This window comes from Pseudomonas sp. MDT1-16, assembly GCF_054898115.1.
This window is the reverse complement of the sequence record NZ_CM142717.1, coordinates 4,776,471-4,796,816: the sequence shown is the minus strand read 5'-3', so window position 1 is coordinate 4,796,816 and position 20,346 is coordinate 4,776,471. Positions and strand designations below refer to the sequence as shown.

The following is a 20,346-nucleotide window of genomic DNA, read 5'->3' as shown; positions in this document are numbered from 1 at the left end:
GTTGGGGGCGGAATCAGTCCGTCAGGGCGTTGCTGACCTGGCTGAGTTCCTGATTGCGGGCCGAGTGCTGAGCGGCTCGGTGATCCTTGGCCAGGTAGGTATAAACGGTGGGCAGGATGAACAGCGTGAACAGCGTGCCCACCAGCATCCCGACCACAATCACCAGACCCAGGCTGAATCGGCTGTGGGCACCCGCACCGCTGGCCAGCAGCAGTGGGATCAGCCCCACCACCATGGCGGCGGTGGTCATCAGAATCGGCCGCAAACGGATAAGCGCCGCCTGCTCGATGGCTGTGCGCCGGTCGAGTTGCTGGTTCTGTTGCAGTTCGTTGGCGAACTCGACCATCAGGATCCCGTGCTTGCTGATCAGACCGATCAGCGTCACCAACCCGATCTGGGTATAGATATTGACGGTGGCGTAGCCCAGGTACAGCGGAATCAACGCGCCGCAGATCGACAACGGCACACTGATCAGAATCACCAACGGATCGCGCAGGCTCTCGAATTGCGCTGCCAGTACCAGGTAGATCACCAGAATCGCGAAGGCGAAGGTGATCATCAACGCGCCGCCTTCCTGAACGAATTGGCGGGCATCCGACAGCCAGTCATGGGTAAAGCCGGCAGGCAATGTCTGGGCTTGCGCGGTCAGGAATTTTACCGCATCGCCGATGCTGACACCGGGCGCCGGAACGGCTTGCAGGGTGGCCGAGTTCAGCTGGTTGAACTGGGTCAGCTTGTTCGCTTCCACCGCCATCTCGAAACTGACCAGTGTCGACAGCGGAATGTGTGCGCCGTTGGCCGCCTCGACGTATTGGCCCACCAGCAGCTCGCCGGACATGCGCTGGTTGCGCGGCACCTGCGGGATCACATCGTAGGCCCGACCATTGAGGGCGAAGCGGTTGATGTAGTTTTCGCCCACCAGCACCGCCAGTGAATCACCGATCGCCTGCATGCTGATGCCCAGATCGTTGGCCTTGGTACGGTCGATCTTGATGTTGACCAGCGGGCTGTTGAAGTCCAGATCGCTGTCGACTACAGCGAACAGTCCGCTAGCGCGCGCCGCTTGCTTGATGCGTTCCAGTTCTTCGAACACCACGCGGTGATCCTGGGAGCTCTGAATCACCATCTGCACCGGCAGGCCACCGGTGGAACCCGGTAATGAGGGCAGTTGGAAGGCAAAGATGCTCATGCCTTCGATCTCGTTCGCTTCCTGCTGCACCTGGGCCTGAATGGTGTCGGCGCTGCGGGTGCGTTTGTCCCATTCGCTGAGGTTGGCGCCGCCGAATGCGCTACGTGGTCCGTCGTTGCCGACCACGACCCAGGTCATGTCGGTTTCCGGGTAGGTGCCCAGCAAGGTATCGAGTTTGCGCGAGTAGGTTTCGGTGTAGTCGATGTTGGCGTATTGCGGGGCCTTGGCCACCGCCAGCACTTGTGCCTGGTCTTCGCCGGGGGCGAGTTCACGCTGGGCGTTGAGGTAGAGAAATGGCAGGCTGGCGAACACCAGCACGGCAATCACAGCGGTGATCCACGAATGGTGCAACGAGAAGTCCAGCACCCGGCCGTACTTGTCGCCCAGCCAGTGGAAGAACCGTTCCGCGCCACGGGCCATCACGCCTTCGTTGGACTTGCTGGTGAGCAGCAACGAGCTCATCAGCGGCGACAGCGTCAAGGCAACGATCCCGGAGACGATCACCGCCCCTGCGAGGGTAAAGGCGAACTCTTTGAACAGTGCGCCCGTGAGGCCGCCCATCAGGCCGATGGGTGCGTAAACCGCCGCGAGGGTGATGGTCATGGCGATCACTGGACCACTGATTTCCCGTGCTCCCACCATCGCCGCATGCAGCGGTGACTTGCCTGACTCAATATGTCGGTGGACGTTCTCCACCACCACAATGGCGTCGTCCACCACCAGCCCGATCGCCAGCACCATCGACAACAGGGTCAGCAGGTTAATGCTGAAGCCGAACAGGCTCATCATCGCCGCGGCGCCGACCAGCGACAGCGGAATCGTCACCAGTGGAATCAGTACCGTGCGCATCGAACCGAGGAACAGGAAAATCACCACGGCAACGATGACCACCGCTTCCAGCAAGGTGCGCATCACTTCGTCGATGGACGCCTTGATAAAGCGCGCGACCTCGAAAACGATGTTCATGGTCATGCCCGGCGGCAGGGTTTTCTGCACTTGAGGCATCATGTCCTCGACCCCTTTGACGATGGTCAACGGGTTGCCGCTGGGCGTCGGGTGCAGGCCGATGAAGACGCTCTTCTCACCGTCCATGATGCCGCTGGTTTCATAGGCGGTGGCGCCCAGCTCGGCAGTGCCGATGTCACTCAGACGGATCAGCGTGTCGCCCTTGCTCTTGATCACCAACTGTCGAAACTGCTCGACACTGGTCAGATCGGTGTTGATGTTGATGTTGGCCGAAACGTATGCACCCTTGGTCTGGCCGGGGGCTGCCTGGAAGTTGTTCTTGCGGATCGCCTCGGCCACGTCGCTGGCGGAGATATTACGCGCCGCCATGCGCACCGGGTCCAGCCACAGGCGCATCGCCAGGGTCTGACCGCCAAGCACTTCGGCATTGGCGACGCCGTCGATGGAGGAATACAACGGCTGGATCACCCGCGACAGGTAATCGGTAATGGCCGGCAGGCTGATATCCTTGCTGGAGAAACCGATGTAGATCACCGCTGTGCCTTCGCCGGAGGATTTGGCGATCACCGAGTCATAGGCGCCTTCGGGCAGGCGGTACTTCACCTGATTGACCGCCGCCATGATTTCCGTCAGCGCCTTGTTGGAGTCGGCGTTGAGTTTCAGGCGGATGCTGATCAGGCTCTTGCCTTGAGTCGAGCTGGACGTCAGGTAATCGACCCCGTCGACCGAGGCCACCGCCTGGGAAATCGGTTGGGTGACGAACCCCTGCATCAGCGAGGAGCGGGCGCCGGGATAGTTGGTGGTGACGGTGATGGTTGCGCTTTCCAGTGCCGGATACTGGCGTATCGGCAGATTGAGCAGCGCCAGAACGCCGAGCATCACGATCAGCGCGCTGACCACCAGCGTCAGCACGGGACGACGAATAAACAGGTCGGTGAATTTCATACCGGAACAGAGCCTTCTTCTGTTGCTCGTTGGCGAAGGGAACGCTTCATTGCTTTTGCGCCATATCCAGGAGCGGGCCATTGTTCTGGGCCATGGCATCCTCGGTGATGCGCACCGGCATGCCATTGCTCAGCTTGATCTGGCCGGAAATCACCACGCGCTCACCGGGTTTGATCGCATCGAGTACGACGATGCGATCGCGATGACGGGGGCCGACCTTGACGAACACCTGCTCGACCTTCAGTTGGCCGCCATTGTCGCGCACCACAAACACCGAGTTGCCGTAGGCGGTGTAGTTGATCGCGGTTTCCGGCACGGTCAGGGCGGTGGTCGGGTTGGGCAATGAAATCGTGACGTCGGCGAACATCCCCGGTTTGAGCAATAGGTCAGGATTGTCCAGCGTGGCCTGGACCTGCATGGAGCGGGCGCCTGGATCGATCTGCTGTTCGAGGGTGCTGACAATGGCCTTGAACAACCGGTCCGGGTAGGCGTCGACGCGCAAATGGACCTCTTGGCCAGGTTGCAACTGGGCCGCGGTCTGTTCCGGCATCGGGAAGTTGACGAACAGGCGCGAGAGATCGGTCAGGGTCACCACCGGATCACCGGGGTTGAGGTACTGGCCCAGGTTGGCCCGGCGAATACCCAGGACCCCGGCGAACGGTGCGCGGATGGTCTTCTGATTGATCACCGCCTGGACGCCGGCGATATCCCCGCGCACTTGGTCATAATTGGCCTGAGCCTGATCCAGTTGCGATTGCGTGGAGGCCAGCAGCAAGACTTTGCGGGTGCGCTCCAGGGCCAGCCGGGCGTTCTTGGCCTGGGCCTGTAGCTTGCTCATGTCACCCTGCTCGGGTTCATCATTGAGCTTGATCAGCACCTGGCCGGCGCTGACGCTTTTGCCGGAGGTGAAGTTCAGTTGCACGATCCGCCCGCCGACTTCCGGCGAGACCTGGACCTGATTCACCGCTTCGAGGGTGCCGACGCCGGAAAGCTCCACCGGGATCGGGCCGGACACCACGCTGGCCACGGCCACCGGGGTCAGCGCGGCCACTGATGCGACAGGCTTGTCGGCCTTGCCGCTGGCCAACAGCGGGGTGAAGGCGGCAATCCCGATCGCCGCTGCCAGCGCAGTGCCGCCGCTGAGCCAATAAGTCATTTTCATCTCAGTTGTCCTCGAGAACCGGAAGGTTGTCAGCAATGGCTTGCTGCATTTGTGTGAAGTTGTCGCACAGCATGTCCAGCGACAGAGCCCCCGGTATCATCCACATTCCTTCGACCACGAGGCTCGGCACCGAGCTGATGTTCAGGGCCAGGCCTCGGGCGAGATCGTTTTCCAGGTCACTCAGCGCGTGCTGGTGCAGGTACTGGGCGAAGTATTCCGCGGTGAAGCCTTGCTCCTCGGCCACTTCGAGGATGGTCTGCAGGCTGCCGATGTTGCGGCTCTCCACCAGATGGGCGTGCTGCAGGCGGTCAAACATCAGTTCGTGGGCCTTGGGTCCGGCCAGGGACTGGGCGGTCTGACAGGCTTTGGCGGCCAGCAGGCCCGAGGGGTATTCAAAATCCTGTTGGCGCATGTCTTCGATATTGATGCGCTTGACCTCTTCGGCATTTGCGCACTGTTCCCAGTGCTGGAGGATCACTTCCTTGGCCTGGGGCATCGAACCGAAACGCTGGATCATCTGCGCGTTGTTCGATTGCAGGACGAAACTGCGATGCTGGATATCCAGATCGAACTCTTCGCTCAACGCTTTCAAACGAGGGCCCAGTACAAAGCACCAGCCACACACAACATCATGAAAATATTCAACTTTTAGAGGCTTCATGGGGGATTTCCTGAAATCAATGAGATGGCAGGACTATCCCTTGGCGGGTGATGAACAAAAAAGCGACTTTTTTGAGGTATATCCACCCATGGTGCTCATCATCGGGCGGATAGCTGTCGTAGTAGACAGGTATGGGGTCGGGCGGAATCACGGAGCGATCTTGTTTGTGCTGAGCTTTTCGTGAGCAGGTCGGGATGAATGCGGCATAGGCGCTGTATGAAAAATAAGTAATGTTTCCTGAAAAGTGACTGTACTCAGTTACCCTTTTTACTGGCCTCAGTGTCTGTTGGCTTTCGTCGAGATGGAGTGTTTTTTTAGCAGTGTTTGCTTACTTTTGATCGCCCTTAAATCTTGAATCACTCGTCTACTCTGCATGCACAGACCAGGAGTCTGTCGTTATCAGCAGTCGCAAGGAGCGAACCATGTACTTTGAGATTTACAGGCAGTCGCGAGGCACTCCGCTTACCGGGAAGGGCCTTGCTTGCACGTGATCGGGTTGATAAAAAGCGCCCACAACGAAACGTCGGTGAAGGAAATCTAGGCAGTACCTGCGGGTGTGTTGAAACGGGGCTGCTCAGGCTGTCAGCGCAGACGGATTCAGAAAGTACGATGCATCCAGGTCATTAGCTATCATGAATACAGCGCAAATCACCGGATGACGGAGGAGTGCATGAACAGGTGGCGACGTCTTTGGGTGTTTGTGAAGCTGGTGGCAGCATTTTCGGCCTGCCTGACCGTTGCTGTTGAGGCTTTTCGCTACCTGTTGGAAAGCCCCGACGCAGCGCAACTTCATCCTTTGAGCATTGTGGTTGCCGGGCTTATCTTTGGCTTCATCACCTATGGAATCCTTTCACTGATTGATAGGGTTGTACGGGGTTTCCTACCCCGTCCTGACCCAGTCGCCACTACGGCAGCACCACTTGAGGAAGATCCAGTGCTGATGCAGGAACAGCCTCTGGCCTTGTCAGCTGACGATTCAACTCAGCAGAAAAGTTAGTCAACTGACGTCGGAACAGGTAACGCTACAGCGTAAGAAAATTAAGCCAGTTTCTGGGAAAACTTACTCAACCCAGTCACTCTATTTACCAACCCCCGTATCCATTGGCCGCCCCGCGAATCAAGGATATTTCTCCGAAATATCCGCTGACATTGAAACCCGTTGCCTCAAAAAATCCTCATCTATTCTGGTTTCGCAGGTCACTGATCTGCCGTAATCAGCAATCGCAAGGAGCGAGCAATGTATTTTGAGATTTACAGGCAAACCCGTGGCATCGCACAGACTGGCAAAGGTCAATGGCGGTGGCGTTTGAGGGCGGGAAACAATGAAACGATTGCCAGCGGGGAGGCTTACGTCAACAAGGCTGATTGTGTGCATGCCATCAGTTTGATCAAAGGGACCCACGATCAGACGCCGGTCAAGGAAATCTAGGCTTCAAGCGGTGAAGCTGCTCAGTCAGAGTAGCTTCGTTTAACCGGGCGGTCTTACGGTTGCGACTGTCCCAGTTTTCTTTTGATCAGTTCGTAGACGCCTTTGCCCTAAACATTGCTGAGCTTAAAGTCGTAAGCGCTTGCCGCCAGATGAACGAAGAAATCAGGAAGAGGATGTAAGACGAGGCCGCTGTCTGAATTTGGATTAAACGCAAACTGCTTGAGTCGCATAGACGCCGATTGCGCCACCTACCTAAACTGTTATCAGATTTGGGAGCGGGGGCAGTGGATGAATCGCAACGAACTACGCAAGGCCGACATCAACCTGATGGTGGTGTTTGAAACGCTGATGCTCGAACGCAACGTCACCCGGGTGGCGGAGAAGTTGTTTCTCGGTCAGCCGACCATCAGTTCGGCGCTCAATCGCTTGCGCACGATGTTCAACGATCCGCTGTTCATTCGCGTCGGCCATCGAATGGAGCCGACGGCGCGGGCCGAGGAGATCATTCTGCACCTGTCGCCGGCCCTGGATTCGTTGTCGGTGGCGTTGAGCCTGACCCATGATTTCGACCCCGCCAGCAGCACCATGACCTTTCGAATCGGGCTGTCGGACGATGTCGAGTTTGGCCTGTTGCCACCGTTGCTGCGTGCCCTGCGCCAAGAGGCACCGAAGGTGGTGTTCGTGGTGCAGCATGTCGATTACTGGCGGATCCCGGATTTGCTGGCATCGGGCGATATCACGGTGGGTATCAGCCAGACCCGTGGCTTGCCAGCCAACGCCAAGCGCAAGTTGTTGCGGCACATCCTGCCCAGCATTTTGCGCGCGGATGCATCGGACACACCGCTGACGCTCGATGAATATTGCGCGCGACCGCACGTGCTGGTTTCCCACACCGCCAATGTCAGTGGTTATGCCGATGAGTGGCTGGCGGAGATTGGTCGTACGCGTCAGGTCGTCCTTTCCGTGCCGCAATACAGCTCGCTGCCGGCTTTGCTCGCGGGCACCGATCTGATCGCCAGCCTGCCGGACTATACGGCTGAGGCCATGGCGGCGTCCGGCCAGCTGTTCCAGGAGCCGTTTCCGTTCAAGACACCGACACTGGATCTGTCGATGGTCTGGCTCAGCCATGTCGATACCGACCCCGCCGAGCGCTGGTTGAGGTCGAGGCTGGAGGCGTTCATGAGTGAACGTGCGGTGTTGCCGCTGCCCGAGTGAGTAGGGCAACGCTGTGTTATATGTATGACCTTTCTGCCAACCTTGAGGAGCTCAGTCATGCCTCACCTGCACATGGAATACACCGCCAACCTGCCCGAGCTCAATGCCGACGTGGCGTTGATCCGGCTCAACAATACGTTGGTGGCTTCCGGTGAGTTTGCTGCCGAATACGACATCAAGAGCCGAGCGGTGAAGGTCGAGTCGTTCAAGGTCGGCACGGCGTTAGGTGAACGGGCCTTCGTGCATGTGAAACTGGCACTGCTGAGCGGTCGCTCGGCGCAGATCAAGAAGCAGTTGTCCGAAAGTCTGCTGGCGGTGGTGCAGGACTTGTGTGAATGGCCGATGGACGTTGAAGTCCAGTTGGCCGTGGAAATCCTCGACATCGATCGAGAGTCCTACACCAAGATTGCCATCAGCCCCTGAGTTTCAGGTCATTTCCTGCTCGGTGCAGGCTTTGACCACTTGTTCGCGCAGCCAGGTGTTGGCACTGTCCTGATCGACATTCTGGCTCCACTGCATGTCGAGGCTGAAACCCGGCAAGTCGTCAGGCACTTCGCAGTGATTGAAGATTGCCTCGTTGGCCAGCAGTTGCTGGATGCGCCGAGGCAGGGTCACGATGAAGTCGGTACCGGTGATCATCTTCAGTGCCGCGCTGTAGCTGTTGGAGCGCGCGACGATCTGCCTTTTTTGCGCCTGCTGCGCCAGCCTGCCGTCGACCATGTTGGTGGTGGATGTCCAGGGTGTCGGGAACACGTGCCGGCGTTCTGCAAAGGCTTGCAGGCTTAAACGCGGCTCCGGCGGTGTGGCCCGTTTGTCGAAGACACAGACCAGGTCATCTTCCAGCAGCCTCCGGGATTTGAAATCGCCGTGACTGCGATGAAAGTTCGGGCCGAAGCAAATCACCAGGTCGAGGCTGCCGTCGCGCAGTTCTTCGGCCGGGATGTCGGTTTCGAACTTGTGCATGTTGACCATCACCGGAAGGTCGGCGAAATCGAAGCTTTTCAACAGACGCGGCAGGATCAACTGCTCGAAGTATTCAGGTGCGTAGATATTGAAGGTGACCGGTTGCCGGGTCGGGTCGAACGCCTGGGCACCGGCGTGACACAGGTTGATGCTTTCGAGGATCTTCAGCACGTGGGTGTACATGGTGCTGGCTTTGTAGGTGGGGCGCATACCCGCGCGGGTATTGATGAATAGCTCGTCTTTGAAACTGGTGCGCAGTTTTTTCAGGCAGTAGCTCACAGTGGACTGGCTGACGCAGAGCGCCTCGGATACACCGGTGACGCTGCTTTGCTCATACACAGCGATAAACACCATGAGGTCCTGCATATCGAGCTTTCTAAGCAAGTTACTGTTCAGCATCCGTTCCGTCTCGCTGTGCTCCTTGCGCTGACTGTGCGCAAACTTGTGCGAGTGATCCTAACGGAACGATGGTGCCAGGAGAATGCCCTGTAGGAACTTTCATGGAAAGTTGTGGGGCAGTTCCAGATGCCTTCAACCCTGACCGGCTGCAGGCGTTTCATGATGTGGGTTCCGGGTCATGGGATGTGTTGGGCGTAATGTCGCGGATCGAAGCGCAAGACCATCAGGATCATCAGTGCCATGACGCCGGTCAGTGACCACCAGGCCCATTCGAAGCGGCCGAACCGATTGCCTATCAACCCGGCAATCAGTGGCGAGAGACCGGCAATCAGATAGCCAATGCCTTGCACGAACGCGGTCAGGCCGCCGGCACGCTGGGGATTATCCAGATGATCCAGGGACACGATGAGGCTCAACGGGAACAGTCCGCCGATGACGAGCCCTAACAGACATGGCCACAACAGGCTCAGGTGTTGCGGGCTCAGAATAAGCCCGCAGAAACCGGCCATGATCAGCGCCAGCAACACCACTAGCACCACGCGTCGGTCTCGGCTGCGGTTGGCGATGGCCGGTGTCAGCAGGTCGGACAACACTTCCATGGCGGTCAAGAAACCCAGCAGCAACCCGGCGTTTTGCTCGCTCCAACCCTTTTCGACTAGTACGGCGCCAGCCAGGCCAGCACACAGGTGTAGGACGCCGTGCCCAGTCCGAAGAAGATTGCAAGTAACCAGGCGCGGGAATTGCCGAAGAAGGACCCATTGCGTTGCGCCTGAGCAGGCTGCGCCGGCATCCTTTCGTGCTGCATGGACCCAAACAGCAACGCTACCAGCACCCGCGTCGCCCAGATCGCCAAGCCCATGCGCCAGCTGCCGGTGCGGATCATCACCCGCGGTGCAAACGACGCGCGCGAGGTCTGCAGACCGCAAATCAGAAAGTCCGGAGCAGTATTTAGACATTAAATACAACTGTGTGAAGCCGAAAGGCGCGAACAATGTTTAGCGAGTCCGCAACCAAAGTTCTTCAAATCCCGATTTAACGACTTAACCTCCCGTGTGACGCTGCTGGTCATCTGTTCTCTGTGGTTTTTTCTATGGACGGTTGTCCCGTCACACTTCCCTCCGAATTAGCCTTCTGGGCGCTGTGGCACTGCCGTCACGCGCGCCCACCGGATTCCTGCATTTCCCGTTGATTGTTCTTACAGGTCCCGCGCTGCGCGCCGGGATCAAAGTGGCGGCGCCTGTGCGTTTGCCTGACGCGGAAATAAGAGAATTCCCATGAGTTTTGCCACGACATCCTTCGCCTCCAAGCAAGAAGCCCTGACCTTTCTTGAGCAGAACCCGGATATCGAGATGTTCGAGTTGTTCATCCTCGATAATAACGGTGTGCCTCGGGGCAAGTTGCTGCATCGCGATGAATTGCTGGCGGTGTACGAAAGCGGACGGCCATTGCCGAGCACCATTCTTGGCCTGACCATCAACGGCGATGACGTGGAGAACTCCGGCCTGGTCTGGGACGTTGGCGATATCGACTGCCGGGCTTACCCGATCAGTGGCAGTTTGAAGCGCATGCCTTGGCGGCTGATTCCTACGGCGGCGGTGCAAGTCAGCATGCACCCGAAGGAAGGCATGCCCGCGACGATTGCCGATCCACGGCATCTGCTGGCGAACGTCATCGAAGGCTTGCAGGCCGACGGTTATTACCCGGTGATGGCGGCGGAGCTGGAGTTCTATCTGCTGGATCAGCAGCGCGACAGCGACGGTCGGCCGCAGCCGGCGCGGGATGTCGATGGCGGGCGGCCCCGTGGGACTCAGGTCTACGGCTTGCGTGAACTGGAACAGATCGAGCCGTTTCTGGCTGATCTCTACAGCGCCTGCAAGCTCCAGGGCATTCCGGCGCGCACGGCGATTTCCGAATACGCGCCGGGGCAAGTGGAAATCACCCTCGAACACCGCACCGACGCCTTGCAGGCGATGGACGAAGCGGTGCGCTACAAACGGCTGGTCAAAGGCGTGGCCCACAAGCACGGGATGACGGCGTGCTTCATGGCCAAACCGTTCGATGACTTGGCGGGCACTGGCATGCACATGCACGTCAGCCTGGCGGACAAGGAGGGCAACAACCTGTTCGCCAGCGAAGCCCCGGACGGCACGCCGCTGCTCAAACAGGCGGTCGGCGGGATGCTCAGCACCTTGCTCGATTCGTTGCTGCTGTTCTGTCCGAACGCCAACTCTTACCGCCGTTTCCAGACCAACAGCTACGCACCACTGGCGGCCACCTGGGGCGTGGACAACCGCACCGTGAGTTTGCGCGTGCCCGGCGGGCCGGCGTTTTCCCGGCATATCGAACACCGCATCTGTGGCGCCGACGCCAACCCGTATCTGGCGGCTGCGGCGATTCTGGCCGGGATCCATCGCGGTATACGCGAACAACTCGATCCTGGCGCGCCGGTGGAGGGCAATGGGTACGCCCAGGCCACGGAACTGTTGCCGACTGACTGGCTGACCACGTTGCGGGCGCTTGAAGGTTCGAGCTGGGCACGGGAAGCGTTCGGCGGTGAGTTCCTCGGCGTTTACCTGGCGGTAAAACGTGCCGAGTATCGACAGTTCATGGGCGAAGTCGGCGAGCAGGACTGGCGCTGGTATTTGAATCAAGCCTGAACAGAACCTGAACCATTCTCAAATAAGTTAAAAGTTTTGGCCTAGTGCCATGAGCCAACTAATCGTTGGCTTCTTTTTCACAAAAAATTGATGGTTGGCTGCCTAAAGTTAGTGCTGTCGCGGTAAATGAAATTTTCACATTTACCGAAGGCCCTTCTTTTCAGGAACAGCCGATCATCATGTTGAAGATTAAAGCCGTGCGCCCCGAGTGGGTGACACTGATTGCCAGCGCCTTTCTATTAACGGGCTTCAATCTTGTTCTCTGGCAACACCTGTTTGAAATCACGGCGTCTGACGGTAAGGGCATCGTCATTCGCGTGGCTTTCGGATTGATGATCCTGGCCGCTTTTAACATTGTGCTGACCCTGCTGGCTTTCCGGCCCGTGATGAAACCGATCCTGACGCTGATCTTCATGGTCAGTGCGGGCGTGGCGTACTTCATGAGCCAATATGGTGTTTTGATTGACACCGGCATGCTGCGTAACTTTGCGCAAACCAATGCGACGGAAGTGCGTGACTTGCTGTCATTGAAATTGCTTGTTTATATACTTTTGCTGGGCGTTTTGCCGTCGTTGTTGTTGTGGGGGATCCCGGTTAATTATCGCCGCTGGCACCGTGAGCTAATAAGTAAAACACTGGTAAGTGTCGCGTCGGTTGCCGTGATCGGAGGCGTTGCACTGGTTAACTATCAGGGCCTGTCTTCGTTGTTTCGCAATCACCATGAGTTGCGCCTGATGATAGTACCCAGCAACTACATCGGTGCCTCGGCTGGCTATCTGCGTGAGCAGGTCGCGTCGGCGCAACAACCCTTTGTCACGCTCGGTGAAGATGCCCAGCGAACTCCGGCCTGGCAAACCCATGGCCGCAGATCCCTGACGGTGCTGGTGGTGGGCGAAAGTGCCCGAGCCGAGAACTTCGGCATTCTGGGGTATGACCGCGACACCACACCCAAACTGAATAAAGAAGCTGGCCTGATCGCTTTCACCAACGTGCATTCCTGCGGGACGGAAACAGCGGTGTCGGTGCCGTGCATGTTCTCCGACATGGGCCGCAAGGATTACAACGCCAGTAAGGCAAAGAATCAGGAAGGCCTGCTGGACGTGCTCAAACGCGCGGGTCTCGACGTGATCTGGCGTGATAACCAATCGGGCTGCAAAGGCACGTGCGATCGGGTCACCCTCGACGACGTCAGTAACCTGAAAGACCCGGTGCTGTGCGCCAATAGCGAATGCCGCGATGAAATCCTGCTGCAAGGTTTGCAGCACTTCATCGATACCCTGGATAAAGACACGGTACTGGTGTTGCACCAGATGGGCAGTCACGGTCCGGAGTACTTCAAGCGCTACCCGAAAGAATTCGAACGCTTCACCCCGGTTTGTGAAAGTAACGCTCTGAACAATTGCAGCCGCGAAAGTATCGTCAATGGTTACGACAACACCCTGGTGTATACCGATCACGTGCTGTCCACCCTGATCGATTTGTTGCGTAAAAATCAGGACAAAGTCGATACCGCGATGCTCTATTTGTCGGACCACGGCGAATCCCTGGGCGAGTACAACTTGTACCTCCACGGCACGCCTTACATGCTGGCGCCGGAACAACAAAAGCATGTCGCGATGTTGGCATGGTTTTCCGACAGCTATCAAAAGTCGTTCTCGGTGGACGCCCATTGCCTGCAACTGAGTCGTGAGAAGCCCTTGAGCCAGGACAATCTGTTCCATTCGATGCTTGGTCTGCTGGAGGTCAGCAGCAAGGTGTACAACCAGAATCTGGATATGTTTGCCGGATGTCGCGGTGCGGTGATTGACGGCGTGTTGGCCAAAGAATGAGCGTTCCCACCTTTTTTTCACGCCCCGGCCGCTAACCTGCGGCTGGTAGAGTTTCCCCCAAGAGCCCTTGCACATGTCCGCTCAACCCCCATCTGCCATCGAGCTTGAGATCGCCCGGCGCTACGATCAGGAGCACGCCCGCGTCTGTCTTCAGTCGCAACCGCGTGGCCTGGCCGGGCGGTTGACGTTCTGGCGTAAAGAGCAACTGGTGCGCAACGCGCTCAAGGTTGCTGGCGAGCCAGGCCTGGTTCTCGATTTGGCCTGTGGTGTCGGGCGCTTTTGGCCGGTATTGGCCGAGCATGCCAACCGGGTGATCCTTGCGGCCGACCCGTCTCAGGACATACTCGACCATGCCCGTACCCATCATCCGCAAAGTCTGCTGAAACGGGTCAAGACCTTTCAGAGTTCAGCGTTCACAATTGGCTTATCGGCGAACGCGGTTGACTGCATTTTTTGCATGCAGCTGTTTCAACACCTCGCCAGCCCCGAACATCGTTTGGCCATGCTTAAGGAGTTCCATCGGGTCAGTCGCGATACGGTGATTGTGGCGGTAAAGGTCGATGCTCATTTCAAAGGCCAGCGCTCGGATGCACAGGGCGCTCCGGCCCGACAGTTGGCCAGCAAGGCCGAGGTGGAAGCCGAGTTCAAGCGCGCAGGTTTGCGCTTGCTCAGTCATCAAGACTTCCTGCCCGGCTGTGCGCGGATGCGGGTCTACGTCCTGCGTAAGGCCAGCTAGGCTCCGCTTGTCAGACATTTCTTGCTGTCTGGCAGGCTTTTTCGCTAAAGCTCTTGTTCAGTGGATGCGCGGAAATCGCCGGGGGCGATATATACTGCGCGCCATTCTTCAAGGGAGAGCCGTGTGGCCATCGATATTCACTGGATTCGCGACAACGATAGCCTCGGTCAGTTTTGCGCCGAGTGGCAGCAGCTGCCATTCGTTGCCCTCGACACCGAATTCATGCGGGTCGACACCTTTTATCCGATCGCAGGCCTGCTGCAGATCGGCGATGGCGTACGCGCTTACCTGATTGACCCCCTGACCATCGACAACTGGCAACCTCTGGCCGCGTTGCTGGAAAACCCGGCCGTGGTCAAAGTCGTCCATGCGTGCAGCGAAGACCTCGAAGTCCTGCTGCGCCTGACCGGCAGCCTGCCGGCGCCACTGTTCGACACTCAACTGGCCGCCGCTTACCTGAACCTGGGTTTCTCCATGGGTTATTCGCGGTTGGTGCAGGAAGTGCTCGGCATCGATCTGCCCAAGGGCGAGACCCGTTCCGACTGGCTGCAACGCCCACTTTCGGACACTCAAATCAGCTACGCCGCCGAAGATGCCTTGCACCTGGCGGAAGTTTTCGTACAGCTTCGTCCGAAGCTTTCTGACGACAAGTACGCCTGGGTCCTGGAAGACGGCGCCGAGCTGGTGGCCAACCTGCGTCGCGAAGTTGATCCGTATGAGGTCTATCGCGAAGCCAAGCTGGCCTGGAAGCTCTCCCGCGCCCAACTCGTGGTGTTGCGTGAACTGTGCGCCTGGCGCGAGCGCGAAGCCCGTGCCCGTGATCTGCCGCGCAATCGCATCGTTCGTGAGCATTCGCTGTGGCCGCTGGCGCGGACTCAGCCGGACAACCTCGGCGCGTTGGCGAAAATCGAAGACATGCACCCGCGTACCGTGCGTCAGGATGGCGAATTTCTGCTTGATCTGATCAAGCGCTCTGGCAGTGTGTCGCCAGACCAATGGCCGCCAGCAGTGCCGGAGCCATTACCGGTGGACGCCGCCGCCTTGGTCAAACAGCTGCGTGCGATCGGCCAGGCCGAAGCCGAGCGCCTGAACATTGCGCCAGAGCTGATGCTGCGCAAGAAAACCCTGGAAGCGCTGCTCAAGAGCGGCTACCCCAATGGTCCTTACCAATTGCCTGATTCGCTGCGTGGCTGGCGCCGCGAATTGATGGGCCAGGCGCTGCTCGACAGCCTGGCCACCGCCGGAGAACAGCCTTGAAACGTATTTGCTCCATTTATCGAAGCCTGAAGAAAAACGAGATGTACCTCTATGTGCTCAAAAGCGATGCACTGGAGCGCGTTCCGGAAAGCCTGATGGCCGCCTTCGGCAAACCGCATCACGCCTTCGACCTGGTGCTGACCCCCGAGCGCAAACTGTCGCGCGAGGACATCACCGTGGTGCTGGAAAACCTTGAGAAGCAGGGTTATCACTTGCAAATGCCGCCGGCCGAAGACGAGTACATCGAACACTTGCCGGAAGAATTGCTGCGACGCAACGACCCGATGTAATCGGCAGACAGGCTCTGTTCAGAGCCTTTATGAAACACTGGAATGATTTTGGCGATGGCCAGGGCGATGGGGCGATACTCCGTCGGTGGCCGTCTGCACTGTTTTCGAAAGGTTTGAACCATGCGCGTTCTGATAGCTGAACACGACCACCCTGTGTACGCCCAGCTGTTGCGTCAAGCAGCGCCTGACCTGGAAGTGCTGACCAGCGGTGACTCCGCCGAACTGGCCAGCCAGGCCGCCGATTGTCCGATCTGGCTCGGTCAGCCGGACCTGCTGGCGACCCTGCTGCGTCAGGGCCACGAGCCACAATGGCTGCAATCGACCTGGGCGGGCATCACGCCGCTGCTGGCCGACGGCTTGCCTCGGCACTATCGCCTGACCCGGGCGGTGGGGATTTTCGGTCAGGTCATGGCCGAATACGTGCTGACCTACATGCTTGGCCACGAGCGCGAAGTGCTGCCGCGGCTGGTCAGCCAGGTCGAGCGCAGGTGGGACAGTCGCCAGGGCCAAAGCCTGGCCGGCCGCAAAGTGTTGATCGTCGGCACCGGTGACATCGGGCAGACCGTGGCACAGTTCCTCGTGCCGTTTGGCGTCGAGTTGTACGGCGTCGCCAGCGAAGCCCGTGAGCAGACGCCGTTTGTCGAAGTGGGGGCGCTGGCTGATTTGCCGCGTCTGGTGGGTGAAGTGGATTACGTGATCAATCTGCTGCCGAATACGCCGAACACCCACGACTTGTACGACGCGGCGCTGTTCAAGCAATTCAAACCGACCGGTTTGTTCATCAACGTCGGACGCGGCGTGGCAGTGGTCGATGCGGACCTGGTGGAAGCCTTGAAAGAAGGGCATCTGGCCGGTGCCGTGATCGACGTCTGCCGTCAGGAACCGTTGCCGCAGCGTCACCCGTTCTGGACGGCGTGGGGCTTGCTGCTGACCGGCCACAGCTCGGCACCGACTTCGCCATCGATGATGGTGAATCTGTTTGTCGAAAACCTGCGGGCGTATCAGGCGAGTGAGGCGTTGCGCGGGGAAGTGGATTTCAATCGCGGCTACTGAGTACACCGCAATGATCGTACCCACGCTGCGTGGGAACGATCGGGTGGAGCGCGGTTAGAGGGTGAAGTCGCCTTCGGCGGCCAACTCGCTCAGCGGACGACGCGGGCTCGGTTCTTCACGCGCTTGCAGGTAATCCGCCAGCGTTGCCTTATCGCCCAGTTTGCCCACCGCCACCGCCGCGTGCAGCGCATAACCCTCAGGAATGTTCAGCGCTTTGCGGGTCAGTTCCTGGTCGAAACCGGCCATCCCGTGGGTGTGCCAGCCGCTGATGCTCGCTTGCAGCGCCAGATGGCCCCAGGCCGAACCGGTGTCGAAGGTGTGCCACAGCGCCGGGGTTTCTTCGGTGGCGCCAGGCACTGCGAAGGTGGTTTTCGAGATCACGATCACCAGCGCCGAGGCGTGTTGCGCCCAGCTGCGGTTGAATTCGTTCAGCAGCCCCAGATAGCGCTCCCAGTTTGGCGTGTCGCGACGCGCATACAGAAACCGCCAAGGCTGCGAGTTGTAAGCCGATGGCGCCCAGCGTGCGGCTTCAAAGAAGCTCAGCAGGGTCTCGATGGGGATCGCTTCACCGGTGAAGGCGCGGGGCGACCAGCGATCAGTGAACTGAGGGTGGATGGCATAATCGGCAACGCGTGGATTAGCACTCATCAAGACATTCCTTGCTACGTTTGAACGTGAGGGGCGACGCAAAACCCTACTGGGCGGCGCAATAACTGGCAAGTCCGGTTCTACCGGCAGTCGCCAATGCTTGGCCGACAACGGCCTTGGCACTAGACTGGCGGCCTTTTCACCACCTGATGTTGATGCTTGAGCCATGGCCGCCAAAGTCGAACCGTTCTGGATACGCAAAACCCTCGATCAACTTGATCAAGAGGAATGGGAATCGCTGTGCGATGGCTGTGGCCTGTGCTGCCTGCAAAAGCTCGAGGATGAAGACGACAACAGCGTTTACTACACGCGCATCGCCTGCAAACTGCTGGACCTGAAAACCTGTCAGTGCACCGATTACCCCAACCGCCGCGATTTCGTCCCGGACTGCATCCAGCTCACACCGGGCAAGGCCGATGAGTTCAAATGGTTGCCACCGACCTGCGGCTATCGATTGGTCAGCGAAGGCAAGGACCTGCCGCTCTGGCATCCTCTGGTGTGCGGTGATCGCGATGCGGTGCACCACGAACGTATTTCCCAGTCCGGGCGCATGCTCGCCGAAGGCAGCGTGGCTGAAGAGGATTGGGAAGACCATCTGATATTCAGGGCGGGTTGAACGCCTAACGTTTCACGAAGGAGTGTGTATGGCTGTGGGATTGCGGCTGGCGTTGGCCTTTGGGCTTTTTGCCCTGAGTTCGCCCGTGTGGGCGGCGAAGAAGGTCGATCTGGATTACCACGTTCGCCTGTTGCCGCAAAGTGATCAGGCTGAAGTGCGATTGACCCTGGCCCAGGGTTCGGCAGTGCGCAGTCTGGATTTCGACCTGGGTGACGGCAGCCACTACAGCGACTTCAAGGCCGATGGCCAATGGCAGCTCACGCCGGGCAAACAGGCCCGTGGTGTCTGGCGTCCGGCCGCCGACAAGGCCAGCCTGACCTACCGCGTACGCATCAGCCACGGGCGCAAGAGCGGCAGCTTCGACACGCGCATGACACCAACTTGGGCGCTGATGCGCGGCGATGACCTGGTGCCGGCGGCCAAACTCGATCAGCAGGATGGCATCGAGTTGGTTTCGCGGCTTGAATTCGAATTGCCCACCGGCTGGAAAAGCGTTGAAACCGCCTGGCCGCGGACCGGCAAGAACAAGTTCCGGGTCGATAACGTTTCTCGCTTGTTCGACCGGCCCACGGGCTGGATGCTTGCGGGCCACCTCGGCAGCCGTCGCACGCGGTTAGGGGAAACCGAGGTCACCGTCGCCTCGCCTCAAGGCCAGGGCATGCGCCGCATGGATGTCCTGACGCTGCTGACCTTTATCTGGCCGCAAGTGCAGGCGGTGTATCCCCGTCATCCCACCAAACTGTTGATCGTCGGTGCCAACGACCCGATGTGGCGTGGCAGTCTGGCGGCACGTGAATCGATCTATCTGAACACGCGTCTGCCGCTGGTCAGCGAAAACGGCACCAGTGCGTTGGTGCGGGAATTGGCTCAGGTGTTCGGGCGGATCAACGACAAGCAGCGCAGTGACTGGATCAGCGAAGGATTTGCCGAGTATTACGCCATCGAACTGGTGCGCCGCGCTGGCGGCATGAGTGATGAGCGGTATGAGAGTTTGCAGAAGAAGTTGGCCAAGGACAGCCAGAAGGTCAGCACATTGCGCGGTGAACAGGCCAGTCCGGCGCAGGTCTCGAAAGCGGTCGTGTTATTGCAGGAACTGGATCGCGAAATTCGTCTGAAGACCCGCAACAAGCGTTCGCTGGATGATGTATTGCAAGGAGCGATGCATCTGGAGAGCGTGGATACCAAGGAATTTGTTCAGCTCAGTGAGAGCGTTATTGGCGAGTCCTCCAAAGTCCTCGATACCGAGTTGCTGCAGTGATCGTTCCCACGAGCGTGGGAACGATCGTCGTCTGGATCAAACCCCGGTTTTTGGCGACGTCAAAGAATCATTGCCCGTCACGGTAGCGGTATTGGTCGCCGCTTCAGCATTCGCCTTCAACCGGTTCAGCTCTTCACCCGCCCGCTGAATCTTCACCCGTACGTTGTTCATGTCCTGACGGCTTTTCTCCAGCAGGCTTTTCACCGAACTGTGCCCGGTAATCCCACGCGCCAGGGCCACACCGCCGATCGCCACTTGAATCAACCCGAAAACGCCGCCGCGACGCAGGCCCTTGCCGACCATCACCACACCGCCGGCCAGGGAAGCAATGCGTTCCCAACCCTCAACGTTCTGGTCAGTGTGAGTCTGGAACGGGGTGGATTCGATGCGTTCTACGCGTTTGAGATCGCTCATGATCTGTCTCCTGGCTGGAATAGCTGCTTCAACAATAGATAATTAAGCTGACTGCCGAGGTGGGCGGCTTGTTCCATCGGATGTTCGGTGAGTCAGCGAAACTTCGCCCCGGAACGGGTGTTGAGTCCCTTGGACAGGCGGTCATAGAGCACGACGTTGACGGTGGCCGCCAGGTTCATGCAGCCGGTGGTCGGGATGTAGACCACGTCTTCGCACCAGTCACGAATCTCTTTATCCAGCGAGCCGTCTTCCGGGCCAAAAATGTACAGCGCGCGGTCCGGGTGCGTGTATTCCGGCAGCGAACGGGCGCCGTCCACCAATTCCACAGCGACCGGGACGCAGCCCAGCGGCAGGATTTTTTTCAGGTCGTCGATGCCGATCAGCGGAATGTCGTAGTGGACTCGCTTGGTGTCGGTGACGAAGTCGGCGGCGCGTTCATAGCGCTTGCCGGTGTAGAACACGGACGCCACGCCATAACAGCCAGCGGCGCGCATCACCGAACCGACGTTCTCCGGTGATTTGGGGTTATACAAACCAATGCAGCTGTACCGTTTGTCTGCCACGAGCGGGTGCCTTCGGGGAAAAAACGGCGATTATACGGGGATTGGGGGAGGGGTGTTCGGTGATCGCTCCCACGCTCTGGTGGGAACGATCATGCG

General features: G+C 58.8%; 19 protein-coding genes and 1 pseudogene. 12 read left to right on the top strand and 8 right to left on the bottom strand.

Annotated elements, in window-relative coordinates:
* Window positions 1-13 precede the first annotated feature (13 nt).
* The 3 genes from ACYZT3_RS21945 to ACYZT3_RS21935 are packed head-to-tail and all read right to left on the bottom strand — an operon-like array spanning window position 14 to window position 4,923.
* On the bottom strand, window positions 14-3,100 hold the full coding sequence (locus ACYZT3_RS21945; protein ID WP_282377161.1) for a MexW/MexI family multidrug efflux RND transporter permease subunit: 3,087 nt from the start codon (window positions 3,098-3,100) through the stop codon (window positions 14-16).
* Between the two features lie 46 nt (window positions 3,101-3,146).
* Window positions 3,147-4,262, bottom strand: coding sequence for an efflux RND transporter periplasmic adaptor subunit (locus ACYZT3_RS21940; RefSeq protein WP_282377160.1), 1,116 nt, complete (start codon window positions 4,260-4,262; stop codon window positions 3,147-3,149).
* A 1-nt stretch (window position 4,263) separates the two neighbouring features.
* Window positions 4,264-4,923 (bottom strand): DsbA family oxidoreductase, encoded by a 660-nt coding sequence (locus ACYZT3_RS21935; protein WP_462030755.1) that lies wholly within the window; start codon window positions 4,921-4,923, stop codon window positions 4,264-4,266.
* A gap of 670 nt (window positions 4,924-5,593) precedes the next feature.
* Between ACYZT3_RS21935 and ACYZT3_RS21930 the strand changes: the two genes are divergently transcribed.
* The 4 genes from ACYZT3_RS21930 to ACYZT3_RS21915 all read left to right on the top strand — a co-directional run bounded on the left by ACYZT3_RS21930 (window position 5,594) and on the right by ACYZT3_RS21915 (window position 7,990).
* The gene (locus tag ACYZT3_RS21930; protein ID WP_282377158.1) at window positions 5,594-5,920 is read left to right on the top strand and encodes a hypothetical protein; all 327 of its coding nucleotides are present in this window, start codon (window positions 5,594-5,596) and stop codon (window positions 5,918-5,920) included.
* A gap of 240 nt (window positions 5,921-6,160) precedes the next feature.
* Entirely contained in the window at window positions 6,161-6,352 is a 192-nt protein-coding gene (locus ACYZT3_RS21925) for a YegP family protein (RefSeq protein ID WP_282377157.1), read from the top strand.
* Between the two features lie 288 nt (window positions 6,353-6,640).
* The gene (locus ACYZT3_RS21920; RefSeq protein WP_282377156.1) at window positions 6,641-7,567 is read left to right on the top strand and encodes a LysR family transcriptional regulator; all 927 of its coding nucleotides are present in this window, start codon (window positions 6,641-6,643) and stop codon (window positions 7,565-7,567) included.
* A 57-nt stretch (window positions 7,568-7,624) separates the two neighbouring features.
* Window positions 7,625-7,990 carry a 5-carboxymethyl-2-hydroxymuconate Delta-isomerase gene (locus ACYZT3_RS21915; protein WP_282377155.1) on the top strand — a complete coding sequence of 122 codons (366 nt, stop codon included), beginning with the start codon at window positions 7,625-7,627 and terminating at the stop codon, window positions 7,988-7,990.
* 3 nt (window positions 7,991-7,993) lie between these two features.
* Here the strand turns inward: ACYZT3_RS21915 and ACYZT3_RS21910 are convergent, their stop codons facing one another.
* Complete coding sequence (locus tag ACYZT3_RS21910; RefSeq protein ID WP_282377153.1) at window positions 7,994-8,929, bottom strand: LysR family transcriptional regulator; 936 nt, start codon at window positions 8,927-8,929, stop codon at window positions 7,994-7,996.
* A gap of 176 nt (window positions 8,930-9,105) precedes the next feature.
* Window positions 9,106-9,836 (bottom strand): annotated as a pseudogene (locus ACYZT3_RS21905) (MFS transporter); the annotation flags it as partial.
* Between the two features lie 367 nt (window positions 9,837-10,203).
* Here ACYZT3_RS21905 and ACYZT3_RS21900 point away from each other — a divergent pair.
* From ACYZT3_RS21900 to ACYZT3_RS21875, 6 genes are all read left to right on the top strand, one after another.
* The gene (locus ACYZT3_RS21900) at window positions 10,204-11,586 is read left to right on the top strand and encodes a glutamine synthetase family protein (RefSeq protein ID WP_462030754.1); all 1,383 of its coding nucleotides are present in this window, start codon (window positions 10,204-10,206) and stop codon (window positions 11,584-11,586) included.
* 179 nt (window positions 11,587-11,765) lie between these two features.
* The gene (locus tag ACYZT3_RS21895; RefSeq protein WP_282377150.1) at window positions 11,766-13,415 is read left to right on the top strand and encodes a phosphoethanolamine transferase; all 1,650 of its coding nucleotides are present in this window, start codon (window positions 11,766-11,768) and stop codon (window positions 13,413-13,415) included.
* 73 nt (window positions 13,416-13,488) lie between these two features.
* A complete protein-coding gene (locus ACYZT3_RS21890) occupies window positions 13,489-14,151 on the top strand; it encodes a class I SAM-dependent methyltransferase (RefSeq protein ID WP_282377149.1) in 663 nt (220 codons plus the stop codon).
* Between the two features lie 123 nt (window positions 14,152-14,274).
* Entirely contained in the window at window positions 14,275-15,408 is a 1,134-nt protein-coding gene (gene rnd, locus ACYZT3_RS21885; protein WP_462030753.1) for a ribonuclease D, read from the top strand.
* The gene (locus ACYZT3_RS21880; RefSeq protein ID WP_007898694.1) at window positions 15,405-15,698 is read left to right on the top strand and encodes a YcgL domain-containing protein; all 294 of its coding nucleotides are present in this window, start codon (window positions 15,405-15,407) and stop codon (window positions 15,696-15,698) included. Before rnd ends, ACYZT3_RS21880 begins: the two co-directional genes overlap by 4 nt.
* A 120-nt stretch (window positions 15,699-15,818) precedes the next feature.
* Window positions 15,819-16,751, top strand: a complete 933-nt coding sequence (locus ACYZT3_RS21875) for a D-2-hydroxyacid dehydrogenase (protein ID WP_462030752.1) — start codon at window positions 15,819-15,821, stop codon at window positions 16,749-16,751.
* Window positions 16,752-16,805: 54 nt separating this feature from the next.
* Here ACYZT3_RS21875 and ACYZT3_RS21870 read toward each other — a convergent pair whose 3' ends face one another.
* Window positions 16,806-17,399, bottom strand: coding sequence for a nitroreductase family protein (locus ACYZT3_RS21870; RefSeq protein ID WP_282377145.1), 594 nt, complete (start codon window positions 17,397-17,399; stop codon window positions 16,806-16,808).
* Between the two features lie 166 nt (window positions 17,400-17,565).
* Between ACYZT3_RS21870 and ACYZT3_RS21865 the strand changes: the two genes are divergently transcribed.
* The gene (locus ACYZT3_RS21865) at window positions 17,566-18,015 is read left to right on the top strand and encodes a YcgN family cysteine cluster protein (protein ID WP_282377144.1); all 450 of its coding nucleotides are present in this window, start codon (window positions 17,566-17,568) and stop codon (window positions 18,013-18,015) included.
* A gap of 28 nt (window positions 18,016-18,043) precedes the next feature.
* Window positions 18,044-19,273: a hypothetical protein gene (locus tag ACYZT3_RS21860; protein WP_462030751.1), complete on the top strand. Its 1,230-nt coding sequence runs from the start codon at window positions 18,044-18,046 to the stop codon at window positions 19,271-19,273.
* A 36-nt stretch (window positions 19,274-19,309) separates the two neighbouring features.
* Here ACYZT3_RS21860 and ACYZT3_RS21855 read toward each other — a convergent pair whose 3' ends face one another.
* Together ACYZT3_RS21855 and ACYZT3_RS21850 are read right to left on the bottom strand one after the other, a co-directional pair.
* Window positions 19,310-19,687, bottom strand: coding sequence for a YgaP family membrane protein (locus ACYZT3_RS21855; protein WP_282377142.1), 378 nt, complete (start codon window positions 19,685-19,687; stop codon window positions 19,310-19,312).
* A gap of 92 nt (window positions 19,688-19,779) precedes the next feature.
* Complete coding sequence (locus ACYZT3_RS21850; protein ID WP_129441984.1) at window positions 19,780-20,250, bottom strand: RNA methyltransferase; 471 nt, start codon at window positions 20,248-20,250, stop codon at window positions 19,780-19,782.
* Window positions 20,251-20,346 lie beyond the last annotated feature (96 nt).